The sequence below is a fragment of the Actinoplanes sp. NPDC051475 genome, assembly GCF_040689425.1.
Classification (GTDB): Bacteria; Actinomycetota; Actinomycetes; order Mycobacteriales; family Micromonosporaceae; genus Actinoplanes.
Genome location: NZ_JBFAZZ010000001.1, coordinates 227150 through 252641 on the forward strand (window position 1 = coordinate 227150; position 25492 = coordinate 252641).

23 protein-coding genes are annotated in these 25492 nt (G+C 71.1%); 16 read left to right on the forward strand and 7 right to left on the reverse strand.

All coding sequences use genetic code 11. The features are described from left to right. The first annotated feature begins 86 nt into the window (after nucleotides 1-86). The 7 genes from chvE (at nucleotide 87) to AB0368_RS01090 (ending at nucleotide 8929) form a co-directional block, all read left to right on the forward strand. Nucleotides 87-1214 carry a multiple monosaccharide ABC transporter substrate-binding protein gene (gene chvE, locus AB0368_RS01060; protein ID WP_366151696.1) on the forward strand — a complete coding sequence of 376 codons (1128 nt, stop codon included), beginning with the start codon at nucleotides 87-89 and terminating at the stop codon, nucleotides 1212-1214. Between the two features lie 23 nt (nucleotides 1215-1237). Further along, nucleotides 1238-2755, forward strand: a complete 1518-nt coding sequence (mmsA, locus tag AB0368_RS01065) for a multiple monosaccharide ABC transporter ATP-binding protein (protein WP_366151697.1) — start codon at nucleotides 1238-1240, stop codon at nucleotides 2753-2755. 5 nt (nucleotides 2756-2760) lie between these two features. Continuing rightward, on the forward strand, nucleotides 2761-4002 hold the full coding sequence (gene mmsB / locus AB0368_RS01070) for a multiple monosaccharide ABC transporter permease (protein WP_366151698.1): 1242 nt from the start codon (nucleotides 2761-2763) through the stop codon (nucleotides 4000-4002). A gap of 67 nt (nucleotides 4003-4069) precedes the next feature. Next, on the forward strand, nucleotides 4070-5005 hold the full coding sequence (locus AB0368_RS01075; protein ID WP_366151699.1) for a DUF2332 domain-containing protein: 936 nt from the start codon (nucleotides 4070-4072) through the stop codon (nucleotides 5003-5005). A gap of 131 nt (nucleotides 5006-5136) precedes the next feature. Next, complete coding sequence (locus tag AB0368_RS01080; protein ID WP_366151700.1) at nucleotides 5137-5514, forward strand: response regulator; 378 nt, start codon at nucleotides 5137-5139, stop codon at nucleotides 5512-5514. A gap of 280 nt (nucleotides 5515-5794) precedes the next feature. Next, nucleotides 5795-6835 carry an ROK family protein gene (locus AB0368_RS01085; RefSeq protein ID WP_366151701.1) on the forward strand — a complete coding sequence of 347 codons (1041 nt, stop codon included), beginning with the start codon at nucleotides 5795-5797 and terminating at the stop codon, nucleotides 6833-6835. A gap of 147 nt (nucleotides 6836-6982) precedes the next feature. Next, nucleotides 6983-8929, forward strand: coding sequence for a PPC domain-containing protein (locus AB0368_RS01090; protein ID WP_366151702.1), 1947 nt, complete (start codon nucleotides 6983-6985; stop codon nucleotides 8927-8929). Nucleotides 8930-8974: 45 nt separating this feature from the next. Here the strand turns inward: AB0368_RS01090 and AB0368_RS01095 are convergent, their stop codons facing one another. Continuing rightward, nucleotides 8975-9307 carry an STAS domain-containing protein gene (locus AB0368_RS01095; RefSeq protein ID WP_366151703.1) on the reverse strand — a complete coding sequence of 111 codons (333 nt, stop codon included), beginning with the start codon at nucleotides 9305-9307 and terminating at the stop codon, nucleotides 8975-8977. A 125-nt stretch (nucleotides 9308-9432) separates the two neighbouring features. Between AB0368_RS01095 and AB0368_RS01100 the strand changes: the two genes are divergently transcribed. After that, entirely contained in the window at nucleotides 9433-9903 is a 471-nt protein-coding gene (locus AB0368_RS01100) for a peroxiredoxin (protein WP_366151704.1), read from the forward strand. 4 nt (nucleotides 9904-9907) lie between these two features. Here the strand turns inward: AB0368_RS01100 and zwf are convergent, their stop codons facing one another. Then, a complete protein-coding gene (gene zwf / locus AB0368_RS01105; RefSeq protein ID WP_366151705.1) occupies nucleotides 9908-11401 on the reverse strand; it encodes a glucose-6-phosphate dehydrogenase in 1494 nt (497 codons plus the stop codon). A gap of 159 nt (nucleotides 11402-11560) precedes the next feature. Here zwf and AB0368_RS01110 point away from each other — a divergent pair, with 159 nt between their 5' ends. Further along, nucleotides 11561-12502 (forward strand): exopolyphosphatase, encoded by a 942-nt coding sequence (locus AB0368_RS01110; RefSeq protein WP_366151706.1) that lies wholly within the window; start codon nucleotides 11561-11563, stop codon nucleotides 12500-12502. A 182-nt stretch (nucleotides 12503-12684) separates the two neighbouring features. Here the strand turns inward: AB0368_RS01110 and AB0368_RS01115 are convergent, their stop codons facing one another. Beyond that, on the reverse strand, nucleotides 12685-13488 hold the full coding sequence (locus AB0368_RS01115; RefSeq protein ID WP_366151707.1) for a DUF1775 domain-containing protein: 804 nt from the start codon (nucleotides 13486-13488) through the stop codon (nucleotides 12685-12687). 80 nt (nucleotides 13489-13568) lie between these two features. Between AB0368_RS01115 and AB0368_RS01120 the strand changes: the two genes are divergently transcribed. The 5 genes from AB0368_RS01120 (at nucleotide 13569) to AB0368_RS01140 (ending at nucleotide 18136) form a co-directional block, all read left to right on the forward strand. Continuing rightward, entirely contained in the window at nucleotides 13569-13778 is a 210-nt protein-coding gene (locus AB0368_RS01120) for an RNA-binding S4 domain-containing protein (protein WP_366151708.1), read from the forward strand. Nucleotides 13779-13925: 147 nt separating this feature from the next. Beyond that, entirely contained in the window at nucleotides 13926-15299 is a 1374-nt protein-coding gene (locus AB0368_RS01125; protein WP_366151709.1) for a sugar ABC transporter substrate-binding protein, read from the forward strand. 14 nt (nucleotides 15300-15313) lie between these two features. Next, on the forward strand, nucleotides 15314-16276 hold the full coding sequence (locus tag AB0368_RS01130) for a sugar ABC transporter permease (RefSeq protein WP_366151710.1): 963 nt from the start codon (nucleotides 15314-15316) through the stop codon (nucleotides 16274-16276). Then, complete coding sequence (locus tag AB0368_RS01135) at nucleotides 16273-17157, forward strand: carbohydrate ABC transporter permease (protein ID WP_366151711.1); 885 nt, start codon at nucleotides 16273-16275, stop codon at nucleotides 17155-17157. Before AB0368_RS01130 ends, AB0368_RS01135 begins: the two co-directional genes overlap by 4 nt. A 100-nt stretch (nucleotides 17158-17257) precedes the next feature. Then, entirely contained in the window at nucleotides 17258-18136 is an 879-nt protein-coding gene (locus AB0368_RS01140; protein WP_366151712.1) for a hypothetical protein, read from the forward strand. Between the two features lie 120 nt (nucleotides 18137-18256). Here the strand turns inward: AB0368_RS01140 and AB0368_RS01145 are convergent, their stop codons facing one another. Next, entirely contained in the window at nucleotides 18257-18625 is a 369-nt protein-coding gene (locus tag AB0368_RS01145) for an FKBP-type peptidyl-prolyl cis-trans isomerase (RefSeq protein WP_366151713.1), read from the reverse strand. A gap of 155 nt (nucleotides 18626-18780) precedes the next feature. Between AB0368_RS01145 and AB0368_RS01150 the strand changes: the two genes are divergently transcribed. Continuing rightward, entirely contained in the window at nucleotides 18781-19716 is a 936-nt protein-coding gene (locus AB0368_RS01150) for a lytic polysaccharide monooxygenase (RefSeq protein ID WP_366151714.1), read from the forward strand. Between the two features lie 42 nt (nucleotides 19717-19758). Here the strand turns inward: AB0368_RS01150 and AB0368_RS01155 are convergent, their stop codons facing one another. After that, entirely contained in the window at nucleotides 19759-20964 is a 1206-nt protein-coding gene (locus AB0368_RS01155) for a helix-turn-helix domain-containing protein (RefSeq protein ID WP_366151715.1), read from the reverse strand. Between the two features lie 58 nt (nucleotides 20965-21022). Beyond that, nucleotides 21023-21931: a TIGR03619 family F420-dependent LLM class oxidoreductase gene (locus AB0368_RS01160; protein ID WP_366151716.1), complete on the reverse strand. Its 909-nt coding sequence runs from the start codon at nucleotides 21929-21931 to the stop codon at nucleotides 21023-21025. A gap of 214 nt (nucleotides 21932-22145) precedes the next feature. Between AB0368_RS01160 and AB0368_RS01165 the strand changes: the two genes are divergently transcribed. Then, nucleotides 22146-22724: a sigma-70 family RNA polymerase sigma factor gene (locus AB0368_RS01165; RefSeq protein ID WP_366151717.1), complete on the forward strand. Its 579-nt coding sequence runs from the start codon at nucleotides 22146-22148 to the stop codon at nucleotides 22722-22724. A gap of 2 nt (nucleotides 22725-22726) precedes the next feature. Here the strand turns inward: AB0368_RS01165 and AB0368_RS01170 are convergent, their stop codons facing one another. Beyond that, entirely contained in the window at nucleotides 22727-25453 is a 2727-nt protein-coding gene (locus AB0368_RS01170) for a LuxR family transcriptional regulator (protein WP_366151718.1), read from the reverse strand. Nucleotides 25454-25492 lie beyond the last annotated feature (39 nt).

A 25492-nucleotide genomic window follows, 5' to 3' on the forward strand; every position in this document is an offset into this window, starting at 1 on the left:
GTGTCCGGACCTGTTCACTTCTGATCGTACGTGCGAGAAAGTCGTCCCACTCGTTCGACCATCGCCGCCCTACCCAAGGAGCAAAAATGAAGTTCACCCGGCTTGCGTCCGTGGCCACGGCCATGACGCTCGCGGCGGCGATGGCCGCCTGCGGTTCCAGTGAGAAGACGGCCGACCAGAAGGGCGCCGGCGCCGACAACAAGGGCGCGCTCGTCGGCGTGACCATGCCGACCCGGTCCTCCGAGCGCTGGATCAGCGACGGCGACAACGTCAAGAAGCAGCTCGAGGCGCTCGGCTACAAGGTCGACCTGCAGTACGCCGAGGACAACATCCCGACGCAGACGCAGCAGCTGGACAACCAGATCACCCGGGGCGCCAAGCTGCTGATCATCGCCTCGATCGACGGCACCGCGATCACCACCCAGCTCGAGAACGCGAAGGCCGCCAACATCCCGGTCATCGCGTACGACCGGCTGATCCGCAACAGCCCGAACGTGGACTACTACGCCACCTTCGACAACTTCAAGGTCGGCGTGCAGCAGGCGACGTCGCTGCTGACCGGGCTCAAGGTGCTCAACGCCGACGGCTCGAAGGGCTCCGCGAAGGGCCCGCTGAACATCGAGCTGTTCGCCGGTTCGCCCGACGACAACAACGCCACGTTCTTCTTCAACGGCGCGATGAGCGTGCTCAAGCCGCACATCGACGCGGGCACCCTGGTCGTCAAGAGCAAGCAGACCGACTTCAAGCAGGTCGCGACGCTGCGCTGGCAGCCCTCGGTGGCCCAGGACCGGATGGAGAACCTGCTGACCTCCACCTACCGTGGCGGCGCCAAGGTCGACGGCGTGCTCTCGCCGTACGACGGCCTCTCGATCGGCATCCTGTCGGCGCTCAAGAGCAACGGCTACGGCGCCGCCGGCCAGCCGTACCCGATCGTCACCGGCCAGGACGCCGAGCAGGCGTCGGTGAAGTCGATCATCGCGGGTGAGCAGTACAGCACCATCTACAAGGACACCCGGGCGCTGGCCAAGACCACCGTCGAGATGGCCGACGCGGTGCTGAAGGGCCAGACCCCGACGACGAACAACACCAAGGACTACGACAACGGCAACAAGGTGGTCCCGTCGATGCTGCTCGACTCGGTCATCGTCGACAAGACGAACTACAAGAAGGAGCTCATCGACACCGGCTACTACACCGAGGCCGACCTGAAGTGACCACCGCCGACACCATCCTTCACATGCAGGGCATCACCAAGACGTTCCCCGGCGTCAAGGCCCTGCAGGACGTCACGCTGGACGTGCGCCAGGGAGAGATCCACGCGATCTGCGGGGAGAACGGCGCCGGCAAGTCCACGCTGATGAAGGTGCTGTCGGGCGTGTACCCGCACGGCTCGTACGACGGAGAGATCATCTTCGCCGGCGAGCCGTGCCGGTTCTCCGGCATCCGCGACAGTGAGAGCCGCGGCATCGTCATCATCCACCAGGAGCTGGCGCTCGCCCCGAACCTGTCGATCGCCGAGAACATCTTCCTCGGCAACGAGCAGGCCAGCCGGGGATTCATCGACTGGAACAAGACGAACGCCGCGGCCGCCGAGCTGCTGCGCCGGGTCGGCCTGCGGGAGAACCCGACCACCCAGGTGCTCGACCTCGGCGTCGGCAAGCAGCAGCTCGTCGAGATCGCCAAGGCGGTCTCCAAGCGGGTACGGCTGCTGATCCTCGACGAGCCCACCGCCGCGCTCAACGACGAGGACTCCGACCACCTGCTCGACCTGCTGCGCGGGCTGCGGGACGAGGGCATCACCTGCGTGATCATCTCGCACAAGCTCAACGAGGTGATGGCCATCGCCGACCGGATCACGATCCTGCGCGACGGCCGCACCATCAAGACGATGAGCGTCGTCGAGGACGAGGCGACCGAGGACAAGATCATTTCTGGCATGGTGGGGCGCGACCTCGACCACCGGTTCCCGCCGCACGAGTCGCATGTCGGCGAGGAGGTGCTGCGCATCGAGGACTGGACGGTGCACAGCCCCACCCAGCACGGCCGGGTGGTCGTGCAGGGCGCCAACCTGTCGGTGCGCCGGGGCGAGATCGTCGGCCTGGCCGGGCTGATGGGCGCCGGCCGTACCGAGCTGGCGATGAGCGTCTTCGGGCGGTCCTACGGCACGAACATCTCCGGCCGGCTGTACAAGGACGGTAGGGAGATCCACCTGCGCTCCGTGCGCGAGGCCATCAACCACGGCATCGCGTACGCCACGGAGGACCGCAAGCGCTACGGCCTCAACCTGATCGAGGACATCAAGCGCAACGTCTCCGCGGCGGGCCTGCGCAAGCTCGCCAAGAGCGGCTGGGTCGACGACAACGAGGAGTTCAAGGTCGCCGACGAGTACCGGCAGTCGATGAACATCAAGGCGCCCAGCGTCTCGAGCATCACCGGCAAGCTCTCCGGCGGCAACCAGCAGAAGGTCGTGCTGTCGAAGTGGATCTTCACCGATCCGGACGTGCTGATCCTCGACGAGCCCACCCGCGGCATCGACGTCGGTGCCAAGTACGAGATCTACACGATCATCAACCGCCTCGCCGACGCGGGCAAGGCCGTGCTGGTGATCTCGAGCGAACTGCCCGAGCTGCTCGGTCTCTGCGACCGTATCTACACCCTCGCCGAGGGGCGGATCACCGGTGAGGTGCCCCGCGCCGAGGCCACCCAGGAGGGTCTGATGACCCTGATGACCCACGGACAGGAGGTCGCACAGTGACCAGCGTGGCACCCACCAACGCCGACCTCGCGCTCGGCACCCCTTCGGCCTCCGAGCCGGGCAACGCGTCGCGGCGGTTCAACTTCAACCTGCGGCAGAGCGGCATCTACATCGCGTTCGCGCTGATCGTGCTGCTGTTCACGGTGCTGACCGGCGGCGACATGCTTGCGCCGCAGAACATCAGCAACATCGTGGTGCAGAACTCGTACATCCTGATCCTGGCCATCGGCATGATCATGGTGATCATCGCCGGGCACATCGACCTGTCGGTCGGCTCGGTGGTGGCCGCGAGCGGCGCGTTCGCGGCCGTCATGATGGTCAACTGGGACGTGCCCTGGCCGCTCGCGCTGCTGATCACGCTCGTCTTCGGCGGGCTCATCGGCGCCTGGCAGGGCTACTGGATCGCGTACTTCGGCATCCCGGCGTTCATCGTCACGCTGGCGGGCATGCTGCTGTTCCGCGCCGTGACGCTGCTGATCCTCGGCAACCGGGGCATCGGCCCCTTCCCGGACGAGGTCCGCACGCTGGCCAACGGCTTCACCGACGGCTACCTCGGCAACATCGGCCTGGGCGCGCTGGGCGGCGCCGACCTGTTCAGCCTCCTGATCGGCCTGGTCGCCGTCGCCGCGATCGTCTACACCCAGTGGCGTACCCGGGCGGCACGCCAGCACTATCTGCAGGCTGTCGAGCCGCTGCCGCTGTTCATCGCGAAGATCGCGATCGCCTCGGTGATCCTCATGTTCGTGATCGTGCAGCTCGCCCGGTTCCGCAACCTGCCGTGGGTGCTGGTGCTGCTGGCCGCGCTGGTGATCGGGTACTCGGTGATGACCAACCGGGCGGTCTTCGGCCGCCAGATCTACGCCGTCGGCGGCAACCTCCAGGCCGCCACGCTGTCCGGCGTCAAGGTCAAGAGCGTCGTCTTCTGGCTCTTCGTCAACATGGGCGTGCTCGCGGCCGTCGCCGGCGTCATCTTCGCCGGCCGGCTCAACCAGGCGAACCCGACCGCGGGCAACGCGTTCGAGCTGGACGCGATCGCGGCGGCCTTCATCGGCGGCGCGGCGGTCCAGGGCGGCGTCGGCAAGGTCGTCGGCGCGATCACCGGCGGCCTGATCATGGGTGTCATCAACAACGGCATGAGCCTGATCGGTGCCCCGAGCGAGCAGGTCATGCTGGTCAAGGGCGCGGTACTGCTGGCCGCGGTGGCCTTCGACGTGTGGACCAAGCGGCGGTCCGGCGCCAGCCGGTGAGAGACGCCCGTCACGGGTGAGAGGGGTCGAAGGGGGTGGCGGTCTGCCACCCCCTTCGCTTACGGCCATGAAGATCGGACAGCAGTACCTCGACTTCGCCGCCCGGGAAGCGCGCGGCGTCTCGCCCATGTACGAAAAGCTGGCCTCGGCGGTGTCCCGCAACGGCGAGTTGCTGGCGCGGCTCGGCGGCCTGCCGGAAGCCAAGCGGCAGCCCAATCTGTTGTTCGGCGTCGTCCGGCTGCTCGGCGGCCCGGTGGACGACCCGGCCGCCTTCCACGACTATGTCCTGGCGCACTGGCCGGCGATCGCCACCGAGATGGGCCGCCGGATCACGCAGACCAACGAGCCCGGCCGCTGCGCCGTGCTGATCCCGGTGCTCGCCGCGCTGCCCCAGCCGCTCGCCCTGCTGGAGGTGGGTGCCTCCGCGGGGCTGTGCCTCTACCCCGACCGCTATGCCTACCGCTATGGCGACCATGTCGTCGGCACCGGAGAGCCGGTGCTCGACTGCGCCGCGGAGGGGGCGCCGCTGCCGGACCGCCGGCCCGAGGTCGTGTGGCGGGCCGGGCTGGACATCAACCCGCTCGACGTGACCGATCCCGCAGACGTGGCCTGGCTCGAGGCGCTGATCTGGCCCGAGCACACCCACCGCCGCGCCCGGCTGCGGGCCGCGGCGGCCGTGGCGGCAGCCGAGCCGCCGGTGCTGGTCCGCGGCGACGTCCTGGACGACCTGCCGGACCTCGCCGCCCAGGCGCCGCCCAGCGCGACGCTCGTCGTCTTACACTCCTCGGTGATGTACCACGTGCCCCGGCCCCGGCGGGAGGCGTTCGCCCGGGCGGTCACCGCCCTGCCCGGTCACTGGATCTCCAACGAGGCCCCGCAGGTCATCGGCTACGACCGGCTGCCGGAGCCGCCGGACGACGCGCACCACAACGTGCTGGCCCTCGACGGACGGCCGGTGGCCTGGACCCGCGGCCACGGCCAGGCGATGACCTGGTTCGGCTGAGCCACGGATGCATTTCCCATAGCTCAAAGTCACTACGCGAATACAACGTTCGAAGGTCCTCATCTCCCCGTACGGCCGCCGATAGGGCAGGCACAGCACCGCAGTGGTGCCGGTCACACGAGGGAGACAGCATGCTGGTGATGGTGGTGGACGATTCCCGCGCGATGCGGGCCATCCTGCGCCGTATCGTCGAGGCGATCGGCTGTGAGGTCGTGGAGGCCGACAACGGCCGTACCGCGCTGCAGGCACTCGACGGCATGGACCGGCTGCCGGAGCTCGTCATGGTCGACTGGAACATGCCGGAGCTCAACGGCCTCGAGCTCATCGGCGCCGTCCGGGCCCGTCAGGAGTGGCGCGACATCACGCTGATGATGGTCACCACCGAGAGCGAGCAGAGCCAGATCGTGCGCGCCCTGGCCGCCGGCGCACACGAGTACGTCATCAAGCCGTTCACCTCCGACGTGATCGCCGAGAAGCTGGCCATGCTGGGGCTGCTCAGCGCCGCCTGACGGTCAGCGTGCCGCGGCCAGGCCGAACGACGCGGGCGTCACGCCCGGGAAGACGTCCGCCGGCGAACCGAGGCCGCAGCGCTTCTGCAGGATCTCGCCGATCGCAGCGCGGTATTCGGTTGTCGCCGCCAGGTCACCGTCGACCAGCGCGCCCGGCGCCGGCCCCGGCCAGTTGTGGCGTACACGGTGCCGCCGCCGACGCCCTGCAACAACCCGCTCCCGGCCCGCAATCCGCCCGCACCCGTCGCCTCGGAGCCCGCGGAGAACGTACGCTCCAGGTGTGGATCAGATCGATGCGGTACGGACCCCCGCCTCCTGGGTCGTGGTGGGTCTGGACAACGGCGGCACCTGCAACAACGCGACCGTGCTGGACGCGACGGGACAGTTCCTCGTCGATCGGCTGGTGGAGAACCCGAGCCGAGTGCAGGAGGGGCCCGAGTCGGCCGTCGAGTCGCTCGCCGAGGCCTTCACGGGCGTCCTCGCCATGACCAGCACCCCGCTGAGCCTGGTCCGGGCGGTCGGTCTCGACACCCCCGGCCCCGCCAGCGCGGACGGGGTCATCTCCTCCAAGGGATCGACGAACTTCTCGCAGGTCTCCTGGCACGGCTTCGACATCCGCGGCGCACTGCAGGCGCGTATCGGCCTGCCGGTGATCTACAACAACGACGCCAATGCCGCCGCGCTCTACGCCCACCACCGGCACTTCGGCGCCGACGCGGCGACCAGGTCGTCGGTGGCCGCCATCGTCGGCACCGGCCTCGGCGGCGGCGTGGTCGCGGCGGGCAAGGTCATCAGCGGCGCCGCGGGTATGGCCGGCGAGCTCGGCCACGTCCAGATCCCGCTGCAGGGCGTGCTGGAGGAGGATCAGCCGATCCCGCTGTGCAACTGCGGCTTCGAGGGCGACGTGGAGAGCATCGCCTCGCTGACCGGCATAACCAAGAACCTGCTGCCGTACTGGCTCACCAGGTTCCCGGACCACCCGCTCGCCGCGGAACCGGTCGGCAAAGCGGCCAAGATGCTCCGCGGGTACGGCGAGAAGAACGACCCGCTGGCCCTCGCGGTCTTCGGACAGCAGGCCCGGGCCATCGGCAAGCTCTTCACGATCGCGGCCAACTTCACCGACCCGGCCGCGTACTTCCTCGGCGGGGGAGTGGTGGAGGCGGCGCCACCGTTCCGGCAGTGGTTCCTGAACACGGTGCGCGAGCACACCCAGCTACGCCGCGAGCAGCAGGCGGCGTCGACGTTCGCGCTGGTTCCGGACCTCGACATGGCGGGCGCGCGAGGCGCGGCGGTGGCGGCCCTCGAGGCGGTCTCGCCCTGATCGTCCGCTGTGGAGGGACCAACGGGCAGCCTGGCCGCCACAGGTGTTACCGATCATTGACAGCTATGGATATTGATCACTCTCTTCAGTAGCGTCCCAGTTGCCGTCCGTGGCGGGGGCCCGGAGGCGCTGAAGGGGGATTACCTGATGCGACGAAGCATCGCGACCGTCGGAGCGCTCGCGCTCGGGCTCGCCACGCTCCTGCCGGGCGTCGCGCAAGCCGCTCCGCAACCGTCCGACCCGGGGCTCAGCCCCGCCGACCAGGCCGCGCTGGCCGCCGGCATCCCGGTGGCACCGAAGGCCGCCCCGGGCGCCAAGCCGGCCGGGCCCAACCCGTACCTCTCGCTGCTGCCGGACGCGTCGAAGGCCGACTACAGCGGCTGGGCGTCGTACCTGAGCAAGCAGGCCGCCGGCAAGGCCGCGGCGCGGTTCAAGGCCCAGGGCGCGCCCTCGGCCGCGGCGAAGGCCGCGGCCGCGATCGTCGTCGACGAGGACGAGCCCGACGGTACGTTCGGCTCCAACGAGAACCCGGCGTCCGCGCAGCTCATCCAGGGCTTCGGCACCGGCGCCAAGCAGAACCCGGCGATCCGCATCCTCGGCTCGCTCGACCCCGAATCGGTCACCCCGGCGAGCCGCGCGGCCACGCCGGAGGACGACGGGTCGATCCCGCTCGCCGGCGAGACCGGCATCGGCAGCGGCCGGGCGGCGATCGTCACCTCCGCCCAGATCGGCGACGGCCCGCACGGCTCCGCCGGCACCGGCACGAACGACTTCGACTTCTACGAGCTGGCGGCCACCGCCGGCCAGACCATCACCGTGGACACCGACACCCCGACGGGTGCCCTGGACACGCTGGTCGCGCTCTACACCCCCGACGGCACCATCGTCGCGTCCAACGACGACGCGGACGGCTTCGACAGCCTGCTCACCTACAGCGTGCCGGCCTCGGGCACCTTCTACGTCGTCGTCGCGGCGTACAGCGGGCTGCCGGCCGACCCGTTCGACCCGGCCAGCGGTGACGGCGGGGCCAGCGAGGGCCCGTACACGGTGACCATCTCGGCGGCTTCGTCCGACAAGGACTTCTTCGCGGTGAACCTCAAGCCCGGCGACGTGCTCGGCGCGTCGGTGAAGGGCGCACCGTCGTACCTGACGGTCTACGACACCGACCCGCGCGAGGTGCACGGCTCCGGGCAGGACGCCACGTTCATCTACCCGATGGACAGCAAGCTGCCGGGCGGCGGCAACGCGGCCACCGACTACGTCGCCACCAAGGCGGGCTGGCACTACGTCGGCGTGTCCGAGGGGAAGGGCAGCTACGACATCACGGTGGAGGCCTACCGGCCGCCGCTGCAGGGCGACAAGCCGACCCAGACGCTGTTCCTCGACTTCGACGGCGCCCGCGTCAACACCGGCGTCTTCGGCGGCACGGGCAACGTGACGCTGAGCCCGTTCTCGGCGTTCCTGGCCAAGTGGGGCATCCCGCGGGCCCAGGAGGGGGCGGTCATCGACGCCGTCGTCGCCAGCGTCACCGAGAACATCAAGCAGGACCTCGTCGCCAGCGGCCTCAACAACCGGTTCAAGCTGAAGATCCTCAACAGCAAGGACGACCCGGACCCGTGGGGCCAGAAGAACGTCAGCCGCATCATCGTCGGCGGCACCATCGCCGAGTCGGGCGTCAGCACCATCGGCATCGCCCAGAGCATCGACCCGGGCAACTTCGAGACCGAGGAGACCGCCCTGGTGCTGCAGGACGTGCTCAGTGACCCGGCCGGCGGGCCGGCCTCGCTGAACACGTACCTGACCGACGCGAGCGACCGGGTCGCCTTCGTGGGCCAGGCGGTCGGCAACGTGACTGCCCACGAGGCGGGCCACTTCTTCGGCAACTGGCACACCGACAACGCCGACGCGACGCCCAACCTGATGGACGCGGGCGGCACCAACTTCGACGTCCTCTTCGGCGTCGGCCCGGACGGCGTCGGCGGCACTGCGGACGACGTGGACGTCGACTTCGGCGACAGCCACTTCATCCCGGCAGAGGGCTTCGTGGGCACGGAGGACACCCTGGGCCGCATCGTCTTCGGCGTGACCAGCTGACGACGTACGGCGGAAAGGGGCGTCCCGCAAGGGGCGCCCCTTTTTTCAGTCCTTCAGCGCCGTTTCCACGTCGGTGTGCAGCGACAGGTAGTCGGTGAGGCCGAGGGTGTCGAGCAGGCGGCGCAGGAAGCCCGACGGTGCCGCCAATCGGACCCAGCCGCCGCGTTCCATGGCGCGGCCGTGTGCCGTCACGAGGACGCCCACGCCCATGGAGTCGCAGAAGTCGAGGCCGGCGAGGTCGACCACGACGCGGGGGCTGGGGCGTTCGACGAGGCGGCTCAGGTTGGCCTTCAGGGCCGGCGCGGTGTCGATGTCGAGGGACCCGCGCAGCGTCAGCACTGCCGTGTTCGGTGGGTGGTGCGCGACCGAGACCTGCATGGGGGGTGTCGCTTTCCTCGGGGGCGGGCAGGGGTCAGCCGGGGTCGTAGGGGCGCGGAAGGTGGTGTCTCCACCCTAGGCGAGCGGTACCGCATGGGCGAATTCAGTCGCGTACCGTTGACACGGTGACGATCGATACTGGTGATTACGCCCCCGAGTTCGCCCTGCCCGATCAGCACGGTGAGGTCCGCCGGTTGGGCGAGCTGCTCGCCGCCGGGCCGGTGGTGCTCTTCTTCTATCCGGCGGCCATGACGAGCGGGTGCACGGCCGAGGCCTGCACCTTCCGGGATCTGGGCGCGGAGTTCGCCGAGGCGGGCGTGCAGCGCGTCGGGATCAGCCGGGACGCGGTCGGCCGGCAGAAGCAGTTCGCCGACCTGCACGGGTTCGACTATCCGCTGCTCTCCGACGCCGACGCGGCGGTGGCGAAGGCCTACGGCGTGAAGCGCAGGGTGCCGCTCGGCCCGCTCAGCATGAAGCGCCTCACGTTCGTCATCGACACCGACCGTACGGTGCTCGAGGTCATCCACAGCGAGCTCAACATGACGGAACATGCGGAACGGGCCCTGGCGATCGCCAAGGCCCGTGCGAAGCGGTGATTCGTTAGACCGCGTTGCGCCATTTGCGGCCGCTGCTGCCGATGAGGCGGTCGGCGTCCGTGGGGCCCCAGGAGGCCGCCTCGTACGTCGGGATCGGGGACGGATCGTTGGCCCAGTGCTCGATGATCGGGTCGACGATGCGCCAGCACTGCTCGACCTCGTCGGAGCGGATGAACAGTGTGGGGTCGCCGAGGAGGGCGTCGAGCAGGAGGCGCTCGTACGCCTCCGGCGACTCCTCGCGGAACGTCTGCTCGTACGAGAAATCCATGCTGGCCGTGCGCACCCGGAACGAGTGGCCCGGGACCTTGGCGCCGAAGCGCAGCGAGATGCCCTCGTTGGGCTGGATCCGCAGGATCAGCGCGTCCGCCTCCAGCTCGGTGAGCTGGTTCGTCGGGATCGGCAGGTGCGGCGGGCGCTGGAACTGCAGGGCGACCTCGGTGACCCGGGCCGGCAGCCGCTTTCCGGTACGCACATAGAACGGCACCCCCGCCCACCGCCAGTTGTCGACGTTGAGCCGCATGGCCGCGTACGTCTCGGTGCGCGACAGCGGGTCGACGCCGGCCTCGTCGCGGTAGCCGGCCATCAGGTCGTCGCGGGTGCCGCCGCGGGTGTACTGGCCGCGCACGGCGACGTCAGCGATGTCGCGGTCGGTGGGCAGCCGGATGGCCTGGAGCAGTTTGACCTTCTCGTTGCGCAGCCCCTCGGCGTCGAACGAGGCCGGCGGCTCCATCAGCGCGAGCGCGAGGACCTGCAGCACGTGGTTCTGCACGATGTCGCGCATGGCGCCGGCGTGCTCGTAGAAGCCGCCGCGGGTGCCGACGCCGAGCGTCTCGGCGACCGTGATCTGCACGTGGTCGACCCAGGAGCGGTTCCAGATGGGCTGGAAGATCGCGTTGGCGAAGCGCAGCGCCAGCACGTTCTGGACGGTGTCCTTGCCCAGATAGTGGTCGATGCGGAAGACCTGCGGCTCGTCAAACGCGGCGTGCACGATGCCGTCCAGCTCGCGGGCGGTCTCCAGGTCCTTGCCGTACGGCTTCTCGATGACCAGCCGGGAGAACGCGCCCTCGTGGGCGTGGTTGAGCCCGGCGCCGGCGAGGCCGTTGACGACCGGCTCGAACGCCTCGGCGGGGGTGGAGAGGTAGAAGATGCGGTTGCCGGACGTGCCGCGGGTGGCGTCCAGCTCGTCGAGGACCTCGCCGAGCCGCTTGTACGTGCCCGGGTCGTCGTAGCCGCCGGATACGTACCTGATTCCGCCCTGAAGCTGCGGTTTGTCCGCCAAGCTGCGGCCGCCGAGGGCGCTCTCGGCGAACTGGTGGTCCTCCATCGGGGTGCGAGCCACGCCGACGAGGGCGAACTCGGCGGGTAACCGGTTGTGCCGGGCCAGGCTCTCGACCGCCGGCAGCAGCTTGCGGCGGGTCAGGTCACCGGACGCGCCGAAGATCACCAGCGTGGCGGGCGGGGCGTTGCGGTCCTGGGCGAGCTGGGGAACGGTGTCCATCGTCTTGGTCTTCCTCCGACCGCGTGCGTTAGCTTCCGCCAGAACTTTACGCAGCGCGAGCACCCGTCGGATCAAACCGGTACGCGGATGCGTCCAGGGCCATAGCCTCAAAAGTGGCAAACTGGGAAGTAAGCCGCCGCCCGGCAGAGGGAGAAGCTCGTGAAGTACCGGCTCGTGACCCGTAGCGACATGGACGGACTCGTCTGCGCCGTCCTCCTCAAGTTCATGAACGTCATCGACATCGACGACATCAAGTTCGTGCACCCCAAGGACGTGCAGGACGGTACGGCCGACATCACGGAACGTGACATCCTCACCAATCTGCCGTACCACCCCAAGGCGCACCTGGTCTTCGACCACCACCACTCCGAGACGCTGCGTAATCAGGGCGAGCGGCCGAACCACATCATCAACGCCGACGCGCCATCGGCGGCGCGGGTGGTGTTCGAGTACTACGGCGGCACCGACCGCTTCCCGGAGGTCCCCGGGGACCTCATGCGTGCCGTCGACCAGGCCGACTCGGCCGATTACACGATCGACGACATCCTCAATCCCACCGGCTGGACGCTGCTCAACTTCATCATGGACAGCCGCACCGGCCTGGGCCGGTTCCGCGAGTTCCGAGTCGCCAACTTCGACCTCATGCGGACGCTCATCGACGCGTGCATCCAGATGGGGATCGAGGAGATCCTCAAGATGCCCGACGTGTCCGAGCGGGTCGACATGTACCGCGACTCCTCCGCCATGTTCGTCGAGCAGCTCCAGCGGATCAGCCGCATGGACGGCGACGTCGTGATCGTGGACCTGCGCAACGAGGACACCATCTTCGCCGGCAACCGCTTCATGGTGTACGCGCTCTTTCCCGAGGCGCGGGTGTCGATGCACGTCATCTGGGGTTTCAAGAAGCAGAACACGGTGTTCGCCTGCGGCAAGTCGATCCTCGACCGCACGTCGCCGGTCGACATCGGCGAGATCATGCTGCGCTACGGCGGGGGCGGCCACCAGGCGGCGGGCACCTGCCAGGTCTCGCACGAGGACGCCGAACGCGCCCAGCGCGAGATCATCGAGGCCCTCAAGTCCCCGCGTACCGTCTCGGTCTGACCGCAATCCTCGCCGTGCCGGAGGCGCGGCCATGTAACTGTGTTGGCGGGGCGGAAAGCCGAACCTTTCCGCCCCGCCTGACGCAGGTCGTGGGTCTTGCCCGAGACCCCACCCGCAAGTCGTGGTCCGCGCCCCACGCGCTTCATCACGACGTGCCCGCGCCCACCTGCGCGGGACATCCTCTACTCCTCCGGGCCGTCCTTGTAGCTCCACGCGGTGACCCGCGGCGCGCCGGCAGCGACCAGTTGCTTGTTCTCCTCCTCGGCGGGCGGGGCGCCGGCGGCGGGGCGGCGGCGCGAGCGCAGGATCGCGATGGCGGCGCCGGCGACCGCGAGGGCCGCGACGACCCAGCCGGCGATGGTCCAGAAGCCGGGTCCCTTGTCGGCAGCCTCGGCCAGGGCCGCAAAAGTGGCGGCGTCGGCATCGGTATCGGTGGTCGTACCGCCGTGCCCGCTGTGTCCGGTAGTCCCGTCGCCCGGCGTCAGCGCCAGTGCGACCGGCGGCATCGGGGCGCCCTTGGCCGGGTCGGCGTACGTCGGCTGGACCGTGAAGCTCATCGACGCGCCGGTGCTCGGCATCGGGCCGATCGCGACGGTCAGATCGGCCGACTTGCCCGGGGGCAGCGCCTTGCCGGGCATCGCGATCCAGGTGATCGACCCGGTGGTCTCGGTCACCGGGGTGCCGTCGTGGATGCTCGGCAGCGGCGTCTCCAGCTTCCGGCCCTGGATCTGCGGGGCCCAGTCCGGCACCGACAGCGGATAGACCTCGGCGACCGGCAGGTCCGTGGGCAGCACGAGCTTGACCCGGGTGATCGGGCTCCGGGCCGTGTTCGTCACCCGGAACGAGAGGTTCTGCCCGCTGCCCTGGGGCACGGAGGGCGGGCTGACCGTCACGTCGGCCGCGGCCGGGGCGGCGATGCCGAGCACTCCGGCGGCGACGGTGGCGGCCAGAACGCCGGCCCGGCGGTGCTTCTCGAGTCGAGTCACGTCCCGTAGTTCGGCTCCCGCGGGCGAATGGTTCAACGCCTCGCGGAAATTCTTCGGCGGCGATGGCGGATGATGGTCGCATGCGAGAGGTGCCCATCGGCGGCGACATGATCAGACTCGGACAGTTCCTCAAGCTCGCCGATCTCATCGACACCGGCGGGGAGGCGAAGGTGATGATCGCCGTCGGCGACGTGACGGTCAACGGCGAGGTGGACACCCGGCGCGGCCGGCAGCTGTTTCCCGGCGACGTGGTCGAGGTGCGTGGCGAGGTGGCCCGTGTGATCGCTTGAGGACGGTCGCGCATAAAGAGACGGTCATTTATGCAGCGGTGCGTGACGAGCGGTTGACATCCTGTCGATCACAGGCATCTACTGAGTCCGGAGTGTTACCGGCGTCACAGATGCCGGATTCGATGCCCGCCTCGCCGGGGAGGCCTCATGTCTCGTGCCCGCATCCGTGTGGTTCTTTCCGGAACCGCGGCCGCCCTGCTCGCCGCGTCGCTGGCCGGGTGCGCGGGCTGGGGCGGCGGGGGCGGTGGGTCCGGCGGGGCCGACAGCATCGACGTGCTGATGGTCAACAACCCGCAGATGATCGATCTGCAACGGCTGACCGAGGCCAACTTCACGAAGCAGACCGGGATCAAGGTCAACTTCACCGTGCTGCCGGAGAACGACGTCCGCGACAAGATCAGTCAGGAATTCTCCAGCCAGGCCGGCCAGTACGACGTCGCCTCGCTGAGCAACTTCGAGATCCCGATCTACGCCAAGAGCAAGTGGATCGCCCCGCTCGACGACTTCGTCACGGCCGACACGGCGTTCGACCAGGCCGACATCCTGTCGCCGATGACCAAGTCGCTGACCGCCGACGACGGCAAGCTCTACGGCGAGCCGTTCTACGGTGAGTCGTCGTTCCTCATGTACCGCAAGGACGTCCTGGACGCGCAGGGCATCACGATGCCCGCGAAGCCGACCTGGCAGCAGGTCGCCGACATCGCCGCCCGGGTGGACGGCAAGCAGCCCGGGATGGCCGGCATCTGCCTGCGCGGCCAGCCCGGCTGGGGCCAGATCTTCGCCCCGCTCACGACCGTCGTGAACACCTTCGGGGGTACGTGGTTCGACGCCGACTGGAACGCCCGGGTCGACGCCCCCGAGTTCGAGCAGGCCACCCGGTTCTACGTGGACCTGGTACGGGCACACGGCGAGACCGGCGCCCCGCAGGCCGGCTTCACGGAGTGCCTCAACAACCTCGTCCAGGGCAACGCCGCCATGTGGTACGACGCCACCAGCGCCGCCGGCTCGCTCGAGGCCGCCGACTCGCCGGTCAAGGGCAAGATGGGCTACGTCGCCGCCCCGGTCGTCAAGACGGCGAGTTCCGGCTGGCTCTACGCCTGGTCCTGGAGCATCCAGCAGGCCAGCGAGAAGAAGGACAACGCCTGGAAGTTCATCTCCTGGGCGTCCAGCCGGCAGTACGAGGAGCTCGTCGGCGCCCAGCTCGGCTGGTCGCGGGTCCCGGCGGGCAAGCGCTCCTCGACGTACGAGAATCCGCAGTACCTGCAGGAGGCGTCGGCGTTCGCCAAGCCCCAGCGCGACGCCATCGCGGCCGCGGACCCCCGCAACCCCGGCGTGCAACCCCGCCCCGCGATCGGCATCCAGTTCGTCGACATCCCCGAGTTCACCGACCTCGGCACCCAGGTCTCGCAGTACGTCAGCTCGGCCATCGCGGGCCAGATGAGCGTCGACGAAGCCCTCCAACGCGGGCAGCGCCTCGCGGACGACGTCGCGGAACGCTACCGGTCGCGCGAGAACGGCTGAGGAGAGGAGACCCCATGACATCCGTGGCCGAGAAGACCAAGAAAGGCCGGGCCGGCGACGCTCCTCCGTCGTCCGCCGGGGCTCGCCGGGCCGCCGGCTGGGCCCGGCGCGCGCCGCTGCTGCCCGCCCTCATCTTCATGATCGTCGTGACCCAGCTGCCGTTCGTGGCGACCCTGGTCATCTCCTTCATGGACTGGAACGCGTACTACCCGGACGAGATCGGCTTCGCCGGGGTGGACAACTTCCGGCGGGTCTTCACCGATGTCAACATGCGGGACGCGGTCTGGACGACGATCCTGCTCACCGCCGGTGTCGTCCTGCTCAGCCTGGTGCTGGGCCTCGGTATCGCCCTGCTGCTGGACCGCAAGTTCCGGGGCCGCGGCGCGGTGCGCACGATGATGATCGCGCCCTTCCTGGTCGTGCCCGTCGCCGCGGCGCTGCTGTGGAAGCACGCCCTCTACAACCCCGAGTACGGCCTCTTCAACGGCGCACTCACCTGGATCTGGGGCCTGTTCGGCTCGGACAACCCGCCGCAGCCCGACTGGATCAGCAACATGCCGCTCTGGTCGGTGATCTTCGCGCTGGTCTGGCAGTGGACGCCGTTCATGATGCTGATCCTGCTCGCCGGCCTCCAGGGGCGCCCGCTCGACGTGATCGAGGCGGCCCGGATCGACGGCGCCAGCAGCTGGCAGATCTTCCGCAGCATGACCCTGCCGCACCTGCGCCAGTACCTCGAGCTGGGCGCGCTGCTCGGGTCGATCTACATCGTGCAGAACTTCGACGCCGTCTTCACCATCACGTCCGGCGGGCTCGGCACGGCGAACCTGCCGTACACGATCTACCAGATCTTCTACCAGGCGCACGACTACGGCCGGGCCTCCGCGGCGGCCGTGATCGTGGTGATCGGCACGATCATCATCGCCACCTTCGCGCTGCGCACCGTCTCGTCGCTGTTCAGAGAGGACGCGGGCCGATGAGTATCACAGACACTGCGCCGGTGCCGGCCACCCGCGACGATCGGGGCGAACCGGTCAAGAAGCGCAAGGAGCGCGCCGGCATCTGGCTGAGCCTGCTCGCCTGGGTGGTCGGCATCCTGTTCGTGCTGCCCGTGGTCTGGATGGTCCTGACCTCCGTGCACAGCGAGGCCGACGCCGCCACCAACCCGCCGTCCGTTTTCGCGCCGCTCACGCTCGAGGGCTACCGCGAGTTCTTCTCCGGCGGGGCGACCCCGTGGCCGCCGCTGCTCAACTCCCTGACCGCCAGCATCCTGTCCACCGCGCTGGTGCTGCTGCTGTCGTTCCCGGCTGCGTACGCGCTGTCCATCAAGCCGGTGAAGAAGTGGACCGACGTCCTGTTCTTCTTCCTGTCCACCAAGATGCTCCCGGTCGTCGCCGGGCTGCTCCCGCTCTACCTGTTCGCCCAGTACACCGGCCTGCTCGACAACATCTGGTTCCTCATCGTCTTCTACACCTCGATGAACCTGCCGATCGCCGTCTGGATGATGCGCTCGTTCCTGTCCGAAGTGCCGGTCGAGATGCTCGAGGCCGCCGCCATGGACGGCGCGTCGCTGTCCAAGACGCTGCGCTCGGTGATCGCGCCGGTGGTCATGCCGGGCATCGCCGCGACGGCGCTGATCTGCTTCATCTTCAGCTGGAACGAGCTGCTCTTCGCCCGGGTCCTGACCGCCACCGTCGCCGAGACCGCCCCGGTGTTCCTGACCAGCTTCGTCACCAGCCAGGGGCTGTTCCTGGCCCAGCTGTGCGCCGCCGCCTTCGTGGTGTCGCTGCCGGTGCTCGTCGCCGGCTTCGCCGCGCAGGACAAGCTCGTGCAGGGCCTGTCGCTGGGCTCGGTCAAGTAGCCCTCCCGGAAAGGTGGCCGGTCCCGCATGCGGGACCGGCCACCGATTTTTCCGCCGCCGCGGTGGGAACCGGACCGGCCGGGGGTACGTCGGACGGATTATGACGACACTTCGCGGGCTGCGGGCGGCCGCTGCCGCCGCCACCCTGGTCCTCCTCGGCGCCTGCGCCCAGCCGATCGTCGACGGCGAGGGCGTGGGCGGTTCCCCGTCGTCCGGCCCGCCCCCGGGCGATGCCGACGCGCTCGTCCTGCGGGTGAAGCAGACCGGCGGTTTCATGGGTCCCGACGCGCTCGCGTCGCGCCTGCCCGAACTGAGCGTGTACGCGGACGGCCGGGTGATCTTCAACGGGCCGACGACGGCGGTCTACCCCGGCCGGGCACTGCCCAACGTGCTGGTGCAGATGCTCTCGCCGGAGCAGGTCACCACGCTGACGCAGGAGGCGGTGGCCGCGGGTGTGCGGCCCGGCACCGACTTCGGGCAGCCCGGTGTGGCCGACGCGGCGACCACCGAGGTCACGGTCGTCACCGGCGCGGGCGAGCAGACCGTCGCCGCGAACGCGCTGCGCGAGGCCCGTCCCGACGACCCGCAGCTCACCGCCGCCCAGAAGCAGGCCCGGACGAAGCTGAGCGGCTTCCTGGACCGGGCGGACAAGCTCACCTCCGGCCCGGGCGCCCAGCCGTACCGGCCCGAGATCCTGGCGGCCGTCGTCCGCCCGTACGTGGAACCCGGCGACGACCTGCCGGGCCGGCCGCAGGCGATGCCGTGGCAGGGTCCGGCGCTGCCCGGCGAGCCGCTGGCCGAGCCGCAGAAGCTCAGCTGCGTCACCGTGACAGGGGAGCAGCGTGACGCGGTGCTGAAGGCGGCGAAGGACGCGTACGCGACGACGCCCTGGGTGTCGGGCGGGAACGGCTGGACGGTGACCTTCCGCCCGCTGCTGCCCGGCGAGACCGGCTGCGCCGACCTCAAGGCGGCGCGATGACCCCCATCGGCGAGCCGTTCGACCCCTCCCAGCAGGACCCCCGTCCGGACGGGGGCCCAGACGGCAGCGGGCCGGGACAGGGCACACCCGTCCCGGCCCGCCCGGCCTGCCGGCCACGGCTCAGCGCACGCCGAGCAGATCCACCACAAAGATGAGGGTCTCGTTCGGCTTGATCACGCCGCCGGCGCCGCGCGCGCCGTAGCCCAGGTGCGGGGGAATGGTCAGCTTGCGGCGGCCGCCGACCTTCATGCCGGCCACCCCCTGGTCCCATCCGCCGATGACCTGTCCGTCACCGAGGCCGAACTCGAAGGCCTGGCCGCGGTTGTACGAGGCGTCGAACTCCTTGCCCGAGGAGAACGCGACGCCCACGTAGTGGACGCTGACCTGGTGTCCGGGCTTGGCCTCCTCGCCGTCGCCGACGGTGAGGTCCTCCACGACGAGCTCGGCCGGCGGCTCACCGGTGATGGGGCCGACGTCGGGCTTTTCCATGTGTCCTCCTGTGTCGATTGCGTGCAAGGCCATGCAACCACAGCGCCGTGGCTTTTCGGGCAGCGCCACCCGTCGAGGTGAACGATCCGCGGCTGATCTCCGTACTGTCCGTCGTGGGTTCGCTCCGCCCACGCGTGTGCCGCCGAGGAGGTCCCATGAGGTTCGTCCGCCGTACCGCAGCTCTCGCCGTCGCCGGTGGGATCGCCGCGGCCGCGACCGTGCTCCCGGCCGTGCCCGCGCTCGCCCACGGCGCCCCGACCTCGCCGATCAGCCGTACGGCGGCCTGCGCGGCCGGCGGCGAGCAGACGGGCTCCGCGGCGTGCCGCGCAGCGCTGGCGGCGAACGGCCGGCCGTTCGGCAGCTTCGACAACCTCCGCGTGCCGAACGTGGGCGGCAAGGACCGGGAGTTCATCCCGGACGGCAACCTGTGCAGCGGCGGCCTGCCCGAGTTCCGCGGCCTCGACCAGCCGCGTACGGACTGGCCCACGACCAAGGTCACCGCCGGCACCACGCTGAACGTCTCGTACGCCGGCACGATCCCGCACGAGGGCTCGTTCCGCCTCTACCTGACCCGCAAGGGGTACGCCCCCACCAAGCCGCTGAGCTGGGCGGACCTCGGTGCGCCGCTGGCCGAGGTCAAGGACCCCCCGCTGCGGGGCGGCGCGTACCGGATGAGCGTGAAGCTGCCCGAGGACCGGTCGGGGCGGCACGTGCTCTACACGGTCTGGCAGACGTCGAGCACGCCGGACACCTACTACTCGTGCTCCGACCTGGTCGTCAAGGCGGCCCCGGCGGCGGTCGGGGCGGCACCGGCGAAGAAGGCGACCCCGAAGGCGTCCCGCTCGGCGGAGCCGGGCGCGGTCGCGGTGCCCCTGGACGCGCAGAGCCCGGCGGCCGCGGCGGCGCCCCCGGCCGAGCACCAGTCGTGGCTGAGCCCGGCCGCCGCCGAGGCCAAGGACCGGGTCACGCTCGGGCACCAGATCGTCATCGCGGCGCTGATCGTGATCACCGGCGTCTCCGCCGGCGCCGGGTTCATGCGCCTGCGGGCCGCCCGCGCCCAGGCCCACCACTTCGGGCCGCCACCCCGGTAGCCGCCGCCAGGTTGCCTGAGGGCCGCCGCCCCGGTTACCGTCTTAGGCGACCTGCATGCGCTCGCACAGGCCGCGCAGCTCGGTGCCGCCCGCCTGCCGCTGGGAGCGTTCCAGCAGGGCCCGGGTGGTCTCCCGCGCCACGGCCGACGTGTGGACGTGCTGCGGGGCGAGCCGTTCGGCCGTGAGCAGGAAGCGGATCGCCTCCCGGTCGCGGCCGCGCAGCCGGGCCAGGGCGCGGGCCGTGTCGGCGTAATAGAACACCTGCCGGAACCCGGCCCGGATCCGCGCCGGGTCGGTGGCGCGGGCGACCTCCGCCGCGCGGCCGGGATCCCCGCCGTCGGCCTCGATGCCGATGCGCCAGATCCCGACGTTGGTGGGACCGAAGTACAGGCCCATCGTGGTGGTCTCGCCGGTGCGCCGGGCCAGCTCGGCCGCGTCGTCCGCCCAGGCGCGACTGTCGTCCAGCCGTTTCCCGCCGCGGGCGGCGTACGCGCAGATCAGCTGCAACGAGCCCAGCATCTCCGCACCGCCCGGTCGCCCCGCGTGGGGCCGCAGCTCGTCCACCGCCCGCCCGGCCAGGGCGAGTCCCCGGTCGTACGAGCCGCAGGCCGTCGCCGCGCTCGCCCGCGCGTAGGCCGCGTACCCCCGCAGCACCGGGTCATCGGTGGCGTCGGCGGCGTCCCGGCACCGTTCGGCGCTGAGCCATGCCTCCGCGGGATGCCCGAGGTTGCGCAGCACCGACGAGGCGATGAAGGTGGCGTCGCACAACAGGCGCAGCGCCCGGCCGCGGTCCGGGCCGATCGCCGCGGCGTGCAGGTCCCGCAGCAGGCCCGGGGTCAGGCCGGCCGTCCCGGCATAGTCGCAGGCCCGCCGGAGGTCGTCGGCGAGGGCGAGGGTCCGGGCCAGTTCGGTGACCGGCCGTGCGGGCCGGGTGACCGGCTCGTCGAGGTCGATGTCGACCAGGGCCTGCCGGATGTCGTGCACCGCGGCGTGCGCGGCCACCGCGGCCCGGTCGGCGGCCGGCACCGGGGTGCCCGCGAGGTCGGCCGGCGCGCAGTCCAGCGCCCCGGCGACGTCCGCGAGCACGAACCGGTTGTCGGCCGCCTGCCGCCCCCGTTCGATCCGGCTCCACGTGGCGTGCGAGATTCCGGCGCGGCTGGCGGCGTACCGGATGCTCCATCCCCGCAGCAGGCGGCGGGCCCGGATGCGCTCGCCGATGGTCGGGTCGGCGGTCGGTCGTGGCGTCATGAGGCCGACCGTAATGCCGCCGGAACGGCGGGTGGTGCACACCTGTACCGGTGCGGAATCAGCCTGCCCGCATGAGGTCGAGGAAACGGCCGGCCAGGTCGAGCATCTGCTCCTCGGTCGTCACGGTGAGGGTGAGGTCGATGAAGACCTCGTCCGCCCCGGCGGCCTTGGCGTAGTCGGCGAGCTGCCGCAGCGTGCCCGTCGCCGGCACCCGCGCCGGATCGGCCGGGGAGTCCGTGAGCCGCGGGTTGAGGCGCTGCACCATCCGCAGCGTGCCCGGATCGCGCCCGTAGGCCTCGGCCTCGGTGCGGATCTTCTGCCAGAGCGAGCCCAGGTACGGCAGCGGCAGGCCGACCGCGAGCCAGCCGTCGGCCCGGCGCGCGATCCGGGTCGTGGCCTGCGGCGTCAGGCCCGCCAGCAGGATCGGGGGCCGGGGCCGCTGCAAGGGCTTGGGCATGATGCGGCTCGGCGGTACGCGGAAGCGCGGCCCCTCGTGCGCGACGACCTCCGCATCCCAGATCGCCTCGAGGACGTCCAGCGTCTCGTCGAGGCGCGCGCCTCGTCCCGGCCACGGAACCCCGGTCGCGGTGTACTCGTCGCGCAGCCAGCCCAGGCCGAGGCCGACGTCGAGCCGGCCCCCGCTGAGCACGTCGAGGGTGGTGAGGGTACGGGCCAGCAGGACCGGCGGATACCAGGGTGCGTTCAGGGTGCTGGTGCCCAGCCGGATCCGCGAGGTGCCGGCCGCGGCGAAGGTGAGCGCCGTCAGCGGATCCAGGTAGGTCGCCATCTCCGCCGGCATGGTGCCGTCGCCGCCCGGGTAGCGGTCGCTGGGCCGAACCGGGGCCAGGATGCGGTCACCCGTCCACAGGCTGTCGTAGCCCAGTGCCTCCGCGGCGCGACTCACGCCGGCGACGGCCTCGGGGCTCGTGAGAGAGCCGTAATGCGGCAGGTTGAGGCCGATACGCACGGACTGTCCCTCCGGGTGATGCGCGAACAGTGTGGACGGACACCCTACGGTGGCCGGACCCACCCTGGTGTGATCGGATCGCCGACAGCATCCCCGGGTACGCACCCCAGGGTGGGCGCGCCTGAAGCATTAGGGTCGCGCCCGGATCCGGAGGGGATGCCGGAATCAATAGCGTCGGACCGGTCGGTGACACGGCTGGGCGAAGGGCGCGACGATGGTGAGCGACGACTCCGAGGGCATCCGGCAGCTGATCGACGCCGCGCAGGCCGGCGACCGGGCGGCCTGCGCGAGGCTCATCACGAGGTTCGAGGCCCTGGTGTGGTGGACCGTGCGGACGTTCCGGCTGTCGGAGGCCGACGCGGAGGACGCCGTGCAGAACACCTGGCTGCGGATGGTCGAGCACCTCGGCGATCTGCGGGACCCCGAACGGGTCGGCGGCTGGCTCGCCACCGTCGCCCGCCGGGAATGCCTGCAGCTGCTGCGCCAGGGTCGGCGGGAGATCGTCGGCCTGGACCAGCAGCCCGACCGGCCGGACGAGCGCGAGCCGCAGCCGGAGCGGGCCGCCGTGGACCGCAGCATGAACGACCTGCTCTGGGAACACGTGGACAAGCTGCCGGCCCCGGCCCGCACGCTGCTCGTCACGCTCAGCGCCACCAACGCCCCGGGCTACGCCGAGTTCGCCCGCAACCACGACATGCCGATCGGCAGCATCGGGCCGACCCGCATGCGGTCGTTGCGCAAGCTACGGACCGAGCTCGAGGACAGCGGCCTGGGACCGTACGCGTGGCATTGAATTCAGGCCGCGCCGGCAGCAGCCAGGCCCGCCAGTTCCGTCCGGGAGCGGATGTTGGTCTTCCGGTAGATGTTGCTGAGGTGGTACTCGATCGTCTTCTGGCTGAGGAACAGCGTGCTCGCCGCCTCGTTGTTCGTGGCGCCGCGCCCGACGACCAGCGCCACCTGCAGTTCCTGCGGGGTGAGCCCGGGCAGGGTGGCGGCCGAGCGGGCGACCGTCGTGCCGGTGGCCCGCAGTTCCGTGCGCGCCCTCTCCGACCAGGGCCGGGCGCCGAGCCGGTCGAAGATCTCGAGTGCCTCCTGCAGCTGGTCGCGCGACTGCGCGCGCTGCCGGGCGCGGCGCAGCCGCTCGCCGAAGCACAGCCGGGTGCGGGCTCGCTCGAACGGCATCAGCGCGCACGCCTCGGCCGCCAGCGCCGCCTCGAACGCCGCCCGCATCCCGTCGGGCTCGGCGAGCAGGGCCCGGCACCGCAGCGCCGCCGCCCGCGCCCAGAGCCCGTCGCCCGCGGCCTCCGGGGCGTCCAGCAGCTCTCGCGCCTCCTCGGTACGGCCGGCCCGGACGTACTCCTCCACCAGGTCGAAGACCCACGGCACCACGCCCGGCTCGTGGATCTGGCGCACCACCGGCAGGGCGCGGACCGCCTCGAGGCGCGTGATCGCCTCGACGGCATCGCCCTCGCTGAGCGCGAGCAGTCCCCGCTCGTGACCGGTGTACAGCGCCATGCAGTCGATGCCGAGCCGCTGTGCCACCTCGTCGGTGCGGGTCACCCGGCGGCGGCAGTCGTCCGCGCGGCCCTGCACGGCGTCGAGGCGGCCGGCGAAGAACAGCCCGTACAGGTTGGCGGAGCGGGTCTCGCTCGCCAGCCGCAGGCTCTCCGCGGCGCTGACCCGGGCGTCGTGCCACCTGCCGATCCGGTAGTTCAGCTCCGACTGGATGCCGAGGGCCTGCGGCAGCACCCCCACCGCGCCGGTCGAGCGCGCCGCATCGATGACCCGGTTCACCAGCTCGGCCGCCCGGTCGAAGCCCTCCAGCCAGATCCACGTCAGCGCCGCGTGGCAGATCTCCTGGGCGCGCACCAGCGGGTCGGCGCGCAGCAGCTCCGGGTGGCAGTCCTCGAGCAGCCGGACGGCCCGCGCGCGCTCGCCGGCCAGGGCCCGGCCGCCCGCGTACGCGACCGCGGCGACCAGCCGGGCCGTCCCGCCGACGCGTACCCCCAGCTCGTGCGCGCGCCCGACCGCGGCCTGCAGCTCGTCCAGACGCCCGACCATGAAGTACGGGATCACGGCGTCGGCGTACATCAGCGCGGCGCGGCCGGGATCGTCGTGCTCGACCGCCTCCGCGCTCGCCGTCAGATACTTCAGCGCCTCGTCGGGACGGCCGCGCCACATCCGGACGTAGGCGCCCATGTGCTGGATCAGCGCCCGCCGGCCCGGCTCGGTGGTCAGCGGCAGCGCCTCGTCGAGCAGCGGCAGCACCTGGTCGTTGCGGCCGGCGAGCTGCCAGCAGCGGGCCGCGCGCAGCAGCCGGCGCGGCCGGTCCGCCCCGCGGCTGAGGCGGGCGGCGTGCGCGAACGCGCGGGCGGCGGCGACGTACCCGGCGCGGCGGTTCGCCCGCTGGGCGGCTTGCTCCAGCTCCGCGGCGACGCCGTCGTCGGGCTCCAGGGTGGCCGCGGCGAGGTGCCAGGCGCGGGCGTCGGCGGCGGCGTCGCCGGGCACCCCGGCGAAGGCGGCGGCCAGCGCGGTGTGCGCGGCGCACCGGTCGTCCATGGCGGCCCCGTGGTAGACGACCGACCGCAGCAGCGGATGCCGGAAGTCGATCCGCCGCTCGTCGATCGAGATCAGGTCGGCCTTCTCGGCCGGGGCGTAGTCGCGCAGACCCAGGCCGGAGGCGCGCGCCGCGGCCAGCAGCGTGCCGACGTCCCCGCCGCCCGCCGCCGCGGCGAGCACCAGCGCCCGGCGGGTCGGGTCGGGCACCTGCGCGAGCCGGGACGCCAGCGCCCGCTCGATCCGGGATCCGTTTGGCACCATCGGCGCGCCGATGACGTCGTCGACCGGGTCGGTCCACTCGCGGCACAGCTCGATCACGCCGAGCGGGTTGCCGGCCGTGGCGGCGTGCAGACGGGCCGCGGTGCCGGCGGGCGGTGCCGGCACCGTCGCCCGGGCCAGGGTCTCCACCTCGTCCACGGTGAGGCCGCTCAGGGCCAGGTGCGGGGAGCGCAGCTCGGCCGCGTCGGCGGGGTCGCGGGTGGCCAGCAGCAGGGCGATGCCGTCGGCCTGCAACCGCCGGCCGGCGAAGAGCACGGCCTCCCGCGACGACGCGTCCAGCCACTGGAGATCGTCGACGACGACCAGCAGCGGCGTGGACTCTGCGGCGGCGGCCAGGATGCCGACGGTGGCGGCGCAGACCGAGAACCGGTCCCCGGCCACCGGCGGCCCGAGGGCCAGCGCGCTGCGCAGCGCCGCGGCCTGCGGGCCGGGCAGGGCGTCCAGCTCGGACAGCACCGGGCGCAGCAGGTCGGCGAGGCCGGCGAACGGGATCTCCGACTCCGCCTCGAAGCCGCGGGCGTGCAGGACCCGCATCCCCTCTGCCCGTTCGATCGCGTAGCCCACCAGGGTGGTCTTGCCGATGCCGGGCTCGCCCGTGAGGACCAGGGCGTCGCTGCGGCCCTCGCGGGCTCCTGTCAGAAGGGCGTCGATGAATGCACGTTCGGCGGTCCGTCCGAGCATCATCGGCCGAGTGTATGCCGGGCACGTTGATCCTTCGGGGGA